The 6,739-nt window shown below is 61.3% G+C and carries 8 protein-coding genes; 1 reads left to right on the top strand and 7 read right to left on the bottom strand.

What is annotated here, in order from left to right; genetic code table 11:
- Both EG812_RS29025 and EG812_RS28680 read right to left on the bottom strand, forming a co-directional pair.
- Nucleotides 1-95, bottom strand: a 95-nt coding sequence (locus tag EG812_RS29025) for a helix-turn-helix domain-containing protein (protein ID WP_148113823.1), incomplete at its 3' end; no start/stop codon positions are given.
- A 211-nt stretch (nucleotides 96-306) separates the two neighbouring features.
- Nucleotides 307-2,307, bottom strand: coding sequence for an ATP-binding protein (locus EG812_RS28680; protein WP_158632577.1), 2,001 nt, complete (start codon nucleotides 2,305-2,307; stop codon nucleotides 307-309).
- Between the two features lie 410 nt (nucleotides 2,308-2,717).
- Here EG812_RS28680 and EG812_RS30210 point away from each other — a divergent pair, with 410 nt between their 5' ends.
- Nucleotides 2,718-3,011, top strand: a complete 294-nt coding sequence (locus tag EG812_RS30210) for a helix-turn-helix domain-containing protein (protein WP_126713446.1) — start codon at nucleotides 2,718-2,720, stop codon at nucleotides 3,009-3,011.
- Between the two features lie 248 nt (nucleotides 3,012-3,259).
- Here the strand turns inward: EG812_RS30210 and EG812_RS29845 are convergent, their stop codons facing one another.
- The 5 genes from EG812_RS29845 to EG812_RS28650 form a co-directional block, all read right to left on the bottom strand.
- Entirely contained in the window at nucleotides 3,260-3,565 is a 306-nt protein-coding gene (locus EG812_RS29845; protein WP_233579693.1) for a hypothetical protein, read from the bottom strand.
- Between the two features lie 1,544 nt (nucleotides 3,566-5,109).
- Nucleotides 5,110-5,346: a hypothetical protein gene (locus tag EG812_RS28665; protein WP_126713445.1), complete on the bottom strand. Its 237-nt coding sequence runs from the start codon at nucleotides 5,344-5,346 to the stop codon at nucleotides 5,110-5,112.
- Between the two features lie 48 nt (nucleotides 5,347-5,394).
- Complete coding sequence (locus EG812_RS28660; RefSeq protein WP_126713444.1) at nucleotides 5,395-5,700, bottom strand: hypothetical protein; 306 nt, start codon at nucleotides 5,698-5,700, stop codon at nucleotides 5,395-5,397.
- Nucleotides 5,701-5,820: 120 nt separating this feature from the next.
- Nucleotides 5,821-6,228 (bottom strand): Imm1 family immunity protein, encoded by a 408-nt coding sequence (locus tag EG812_RS28655; protein ID WP_158632575.1) that lies wholly within the window; start codon nucleotides 6,226-6,228, stop codon nucleotides 5,821-5,823.
- Nucleotides 6,225-6,665 (bottom strand): DddA-like double-stranded DNA deaminase toxin, encoded by a 441-nt coding sequence (locus EG812_RS28650; protein ID WP_158632574.1) that lies wholly within the window; start codon nucleotides 6,663-6,665, stop codon nucleotides 6,225-6,227. Before EG812_RS28650 ends, EG812_RS28655 begins: the two co-directional genes overlap by 4 nt.
- Between the last annotated feature and the right edge of the window lie 74 nt (nucleotides 6,666-6,739).

Raw genomic sequence — 6,739 nt, 5'->3', positions numbered from 1 at the left:
CGCGAGACCCCCAGCCGACGACAGATGGCCTTGATCGCCATCCGCTCCGCCCGGTGCAACCGACGGATCTCCGCCCAGTCCTCCACGCTCAGCACCTCCCGATGCTTCCGGAAGGGGTCAAAATTCAGCCGGAACCACGGGGTCAGTTTTCAGGCGGAGCCGACAGCGTCACCCGTTCCACCCAATGCGCTGCGAGCTGCGCGAATGCTGAGGAGAGTCGGTGACACGAGCAAGGTCTGGCTGTACAAGCGCCAGCGCACATTGGCGTTTAGTAGTACATGGTTTCTTTTGGAGGGGCGCCGCCGCTCACTCGTAGTTCGCTCTTTGCGCTTCGTGCGTTCTTGGGGCGTCCATGAGAAGTGACACGAGGTCTTCGAGGATAATGAGGTCGCAGTGACGTGCGCCAGAGTCAGGATCTTGAAGAACGTGGGTTACTCCATGGTACTCACGCTGAGATACGTTTTCCGGCAGCAGAAGAGAAGTGACTGCGAATCTCTCCCGCCACTGCTCGCCCATCTTCCATGCCACGCACAGATCGATGTCCTTGAGATTCTTTTCCTGTGCATCTAGGTCGTTGAGTAGACCATCGACAGAATATTTGTATTCCAGCACCTTGGGCTGAGTAACTTTTCCGTGAAGTCCATCAAGCACCTGTGCATCGATGCCCAGCGGATTGCTGTCCTCGTCGAATTCAAGTAACTCGCGATCGTGCTGAAAATTGATCCGGAAGAGGCTGTCGTACTTGAATCGCTCGTTCGTCGACATGATGGATAGGCCGCGCACCACCCCGCCGGAAATGATCTCATGAAACAGGGCGATCGCATCTTGCTCACGCGTAGGGGTGGAGGTGATGCTAATTCGCTTCGTTGGGGCGAAGAAGTGTTCAGAAGAAAGAAGGAGGGGTGAAGCTGCTTCATGTTTGATCATCTCCTCCTTCCAGTCGTCAAGCTTAAGCTCTCGATCGAGATCGGGGGCGATGCCGGAGTCACGCTTCATGCTGGAGCGTAGCCGCGTGATTGGCCCTTGGACAATTGCAACAGCGACATCGGTGGCGAAATCGACAAGCGGCTTGGCGAAGCCCTTTCTGCCAAGGTCCGGGGTATAGTTCTTAAAGTGGATGAGGAGGTGGACCTGATTCTGTCGACCGGTATACCTGGTTAAGGGAACCTGAATTACGTCGCCCTGCGGCATCCCGTTCGCAGCAAGCTGAATTCCTGCCTTCAGCACCTGCATGTTGCCTCGGACGCCCAACTTCTCGTTGAACACCTTCCAGAGCTTGGTGGTGTAGCCATACTCAACCCGTATGGTCGGCTTGTGTGTTTCGATTACCTCCTGGTGCTCTGTGAACACGTCAGGGGCAAGAATTCTCTTGCAGTCGATTGGGTCATACTCATCATATATGAAGTCAAGCTGCCGATATGCGTTCGGCAACGGCTTTGAAGGCCCATACTTCTCGAAGAACTCAGATGCCTTCTGCTCTACATCTCTGATGCGAGCGGACTTGCTCTTCTCCTCGTGCAGCCAGAGATAAGAAATGCCGCCAGTGGTTGAAGTCGAGATTTCCCCACCGGCGATGCAAACCACTTCGACCTTCTTGTCCGACGCCGGTTCTACAGAGCCGATCCCGGTCTTCACCCTCAGGATAGTAAGCCATGTTTCTGCGTTTCTGGCAGACAGCCAACTTAGTTTTCTCGGCTGCGTTTGCCCGTCGAAGCGAACGGTTACAGATGTGCCTCGATCCATCTCTCGGAAGCTGTCATCGATGTCGGGATTTGGATCGGGTTCAACGAGCGGAGCATCGCTGCTGCTCGGCCCTTTCAGCCATGCGCGGCCGCCTAGGATTCGTCCGCAAGACTCATTTCCAAGCCCTCGGGTGTGCACTCGGAGATAATTGAACCCGTAGGCAAGGTATGTCGCTCCGACACCTTTATGGCCACGCGACGTGGCTTCCTCTTTGAATGAGAAATTCGGCGCTAGGAAACGCTGAAACTCTTCATAGGTCATGCCGCATCCGTTGTCGGAGACTGTCAACTGATTCTCGTCCAGGTCAACAATAATGCGCAGCTGTTGTGAGTAGTTGCCGCTTGTTCCCGCCAACTCTTCGTCGCGTGCCCGTTTCTCCAGAGCGTCTAGCCCATTTTGGACTAGCTCGCAGAATGGGTCGTACCATCCTACGTACGAGCTTAAAATGTTCTCGATCTCGCGCCTCAGGGCCCGCTGCGCTGCCAGGCTGTCTTCTAGCCGGCCCTTTACTTGTAGCGGATCAAAGGCGGCGAAGGACTGATTAACGGCCACAGTGGAGGTCACGACCGTAGGATAGTGGTTCCGTCGATGCACATGCATCAGACACTCGGAGACATGCGTTGACCAACACGCCGCATGGCGGGAACGCCGCGTGGGACGCCGGGCCGACATGACGTGCAGCAATGCGTGACTTCCGCCCAGTTCACGGTTGCTGAAGGGTCACGACGACACCGTGCCCTGACGCGTCAGCCAGCCTGCAAGACGGTCAGGATCTCGCGCTCTCAGCGACACCGGTGGGTCGACGCCACGGACCCGGTCCAGCTCGGCGAGGAAGGACCGCAGGGCCACTACCTGCTCCCGGGTCACCGCAGCCACCAGCGCATCGGCCACCAGCGCCCTACAAGAGGTTGAAAGGCTGACGTCCTTCGACGTGTTCGTGTGATCTGCGTCGATGGTTTGGGTAGGTCGGGGTGATGAGATATCCGGCTGGTGGTGGCATGAACGCGGCAGCCCGGGTCCGGCGTGAGAAGGTCCGGATCCAGGCCGCGTCCATGTTCGAGGAGTCCATATCGACGACGCAGATCGCTTCTGAGCTGCGGGTTTCGGAGAAGTCCGTCCGTGAGTGGCGACGGAGATGGGTAGCCGGCAGGTCCACGGCCGGCCGCAGTTGTCCTGGCCGGACCGGTAGGATCAGGGACCTTCATCTCGGCTGCGCAAGAAGTTTCAGCCGGACCACAGTGGTCACGTCAGGCGTGACGGTGAGTTGACCGTGTGGTGCTCCGATGGTGCTCGGATGTTCGGCCCCCTGTGAGCACGGACGCGACTGTTCCGGCATGACAGCTGTTCACCGGCCGCTGGCCGTGGTCGGCTTGCGGGGTCCAACGCCTGGACCTGCAGAAACAAACGCTCTCCGTGCGGGCGGAGGGCAGCTCACCCAGCACGTTATAGAGGCCCACGATAGCTATAGAGGTGTTTTGCCCGATTCTGACTAGTCCAGTCGGACTGGAGCGCGGTGTCAGCGTTGCCGTTGATCCGTTTCTCCAGGCCGCTCGCCGAACCCGCCGTGCGCGTTTCCGCGCAACGGGCTCTCCACGGTTGCTGTCGTCAGGCGTTGTTGGGTGTGGGCCAGGGGGTGGGGATCGCGCGTCGGCGGTAGCGGGTCACCGGGGATGACCGCTATCGGTCGGTGCTCGGTCCCGTCCGCGGTGATGGGGGTCCACCTGCCGGTTGGTGTGGTGAACTGTCTGCGGACGGCCTTCCAGTTCCAGCGGTGCCGGTGCATGAGCATCGTGATCAGCCGTTGCCAGGCGAACCGGTCCAGGGTGTGGAAGGTGTGCTTGGCGACGGCGTGCCGGAAGTAGTTGGCCCAGCCGTGGCTGACCCTGGTTGAGTCTGGTCAGCCCCGTTTGAGGCGGCGTTGACAGCGACTTGCGTGTGGAGCGCATTTTATGCCGAGGTCGTGGTTATGCCGAGGTGCTCCTTCAGGCGAGCGGATCGGTGGTGGTCACCACCGGCATCCCGCCATGGCCTGGGGAGCCGTCCTACCGCCAGCGGATCCGCCCGCGGTGACCGCACCGATAGGCACTTGACTCTGCGCTGAAATCAAGTCGTCCACAGGGGTCGTACGTCGCAGGTGCGCGCCGGCGCAGATGTGAGCGGACGGTGCGGATGCCGCGTGATGACCCTGTGCCCGCAACTGCCGAGCGGTCTCCCGTCCGGCGCGGCTATCCCGCCGCCGACGTGGGCGGCCGTCACTGCCGTGCGTGTGGCGTCCACCGTGCGGTATACCCGTGAGATGACCCCCGAGCCGGTATACGGTCTCTGCGCATGATTCGGCTGAGGAAGATGGCCGGACTCCTGGCGGCCTCCGGATGTGGCCTTGCTGTGGGGTGGTTACTGGGACGTGCCGGCAGGCGACATCGAGCCGCCGCCGGTCAGTCTCCGAAGGCGGCCGAGCAGGTGGCTTTCGAACGCGGCGGGCCCCACACGTCGGCCGAATCGAAGACGGAGCCCTCCTCAGCCACGACCGACCTTGCTGACAGGACGCAAACGACCACGAATCACACCGGGCGATCCGTGATCGTTGCCGTGGTCACCGCGACAGCACTGGTTGCGATGCCGATCCTTGGATTGACGTGGTATAGCAGACTTGCATCAACGCCATCCCCTCCGATTGCGTCCGGTGGTCTGTATCTTGTAGTCGACCAACCAGACGTAGAGGCGGAACTGAGCGTCGTAGTGTCAGACCCCGAAGGAGATCAACCTTCAATTCGTGTTGCGGTGGCACTCAATAACCGTAACGCCAGGTACGCGTTAGTGGCGCAAGGTAGCTGGGCGTTCTCCAGTAAGCGAGGCCGCGATTCTAGTCGCGCACACACATCCGCACCGGAGCCGGGCACTTTCACTACCACGCCCGAGACGCGCTACCTAGCGATCAAGGAAAAACCGAGCGTGGTCGTCGTGGGCGAAAACCCGCAGCCATCCTTGCTGGCGGCGCAGCTCCTGGAGGCGCCAGCCGTTGAGGGCTATTTGTCTCACGCCGTCCAAGTGAGCGGCCGCGGGAGAGAGCGAGGTTATCTCCCGCCAATCAATGCAAGGCTCGTAGGGCCCGTGGCAATCACGGGAACGAAGGGCACGTGGACTAGACCAAAAGCGACACAAATAAGCGTTGCGCTCGTCCATCGAAACAGCTTTGCGCATCAGGTTGCTTCTGTGGATCCTCCAGCATCCCTGATGGACTATGGCCTGCAGTGGTCAACAACGGATGCGGTCGGCAGGCTCAAGTGGGAATTGCTGAACCCTGATCAAGAGTCGTACTCAGATCAAGGTGTCTTTCTCATTGGTGTATCGCTTGGCATTTGGGGGTCAATCGTCGTCGCCGTAGCTCAGCACCTTCTGTCGCGATGGGTGGCCGGAGCGCGACGATAGCTTGGCATCATTCCCGTTAAGCGTGTTCGATCGGCGAAGCCGACTGGTGGCCAGGGTCCAAGGCCAGCGATAGATGCCGATGGCGTAGCAGCCATTGCTGTCCGGCGCGAGCCGACCTTCCTCTATCCAGTGGGTGTCGATGCCGTTGTCGTGCTCCCATTCGACGATTGCCACGCTGCCGTCGAACCACAGACGAGGGCGTTCGCCCCGGGCATATTGCTGTTAAAGGTCGGCAAGGTGGGTGGCCATGCGTTTCCACGGCGAAGCGGGGGAAGCGGCACAGCAGCCAGTCACGTCGCAGGTAGCGTAGTCGGCGGCGACCATGGCGCGGTAGTGGCCGTCGCCGACTTGCTGACAGGTGACGGTCGCGGGGGTCCAGGTGGCCAACGGCGGGGTGATGTCGCCGTGGGTGTGGGCGATGCGGTAGCGGTCGTTGGTGTGGTCGCGGGTGGGTCCGGGGTAGACCAAACCAGTGCTTGCCCTGCTGGTTGGCGAAGCGGAGCAGGTAGAGTAGGTCGCGGCGGCCATCGAGGTGTTCGCTGTGTAGGGCAGGAAGCCCCGCCTTGCTGGTCTACAACGGCGATACGGGGGCCGGGGTGTCCTGAACGCACAAGACGCGGCGCGCCGATTCGTCCAGCATGCGGCGGGTCATGAAGGGGACTGGTCTCGGTAGCCCCAGTCGATGGTGGTGGGTCGTTGGCGTGTGGCGGCGTATTCGATGAGGGCTGCTCGGGCTGTTGTGGGGGTCACTCGGGCGAGTTCGGGGGAGATGTCGATTAGGCCGGTGTCGGGTGATTCGTAGACGGTGATTGGTGTGTCGGGTTCGTGTTCGGTGGCGTAGCTGCCGTCGGGTAGCCACTGCACTGCTGCGCGGTGGGCGTCGATGTCGATGTCGATGCGGAGGGCCGGCGTGTTGTTGGTGCCGATCGTGAGGGTTTGTCCGTATCCTCCGTGGGGCATGATCGTCTGGGTCTGTTCGTCGAACCAGTGTCCGGCGTCGTCGGGGCTCGTCGCGTCGTAGGTGTGACCGTGGTAGTCGCGTAGCAGCAGTGTCACGGGGTGATCCTTTCTCCGGTGCCGGTGTAGACACGGTGCCACCATGTGGTTCCGCCGTCGCGGGTGACCCACACGCGTAGGCGGCTACCCGCCGGAAGGATGGCGGGGAGCATTTTGTCGCAGGTCCAGGGGTAGCTCTGGTCTCGGTCGTTGCTGCCGCAGACGGTGTTGTCGATCGCGAGGTCGCCTTCTCGGGCGTTGGTGTAGCGCATTCGCGCGGCGGCTTTGGACTCTGCATGATCGTAGAAGGTGACTGGCGGTCCGCGTAGCGGATCGTGGTCCAGGTCGGCGGCCAGGGACCGGTCGCCACCTCCTGAGTAGATTTCCTCGCCGTTGAACACGCCGATGGTGGGCCGGGTCGTGCCGGTGGGGCGGGCTTGGAAACGGTCGACGGCATGGCGTACGCGTTCGGGGAGGGTCGCCGGATCGGCTGGCACCCAGTGGGGGCCGACAGGTCGTGGAACATCTGCCGTCGGTTGTCCGGTCGGTCCACCCACGTCACCACCGGGAT

This window comes from Verrucosispora sp. FIM060022 (genome assembly GCF_003977705.1).
GTDB lineage: Bacteria > Actinomycetota > Actinomycetes > Mycobacteriales > Micromonosporaceae > Micromonospora > Micromonospora gifhornensis.
This window is presented reverse-complemented; position numbering and strand designations above follow the sequence as displayed.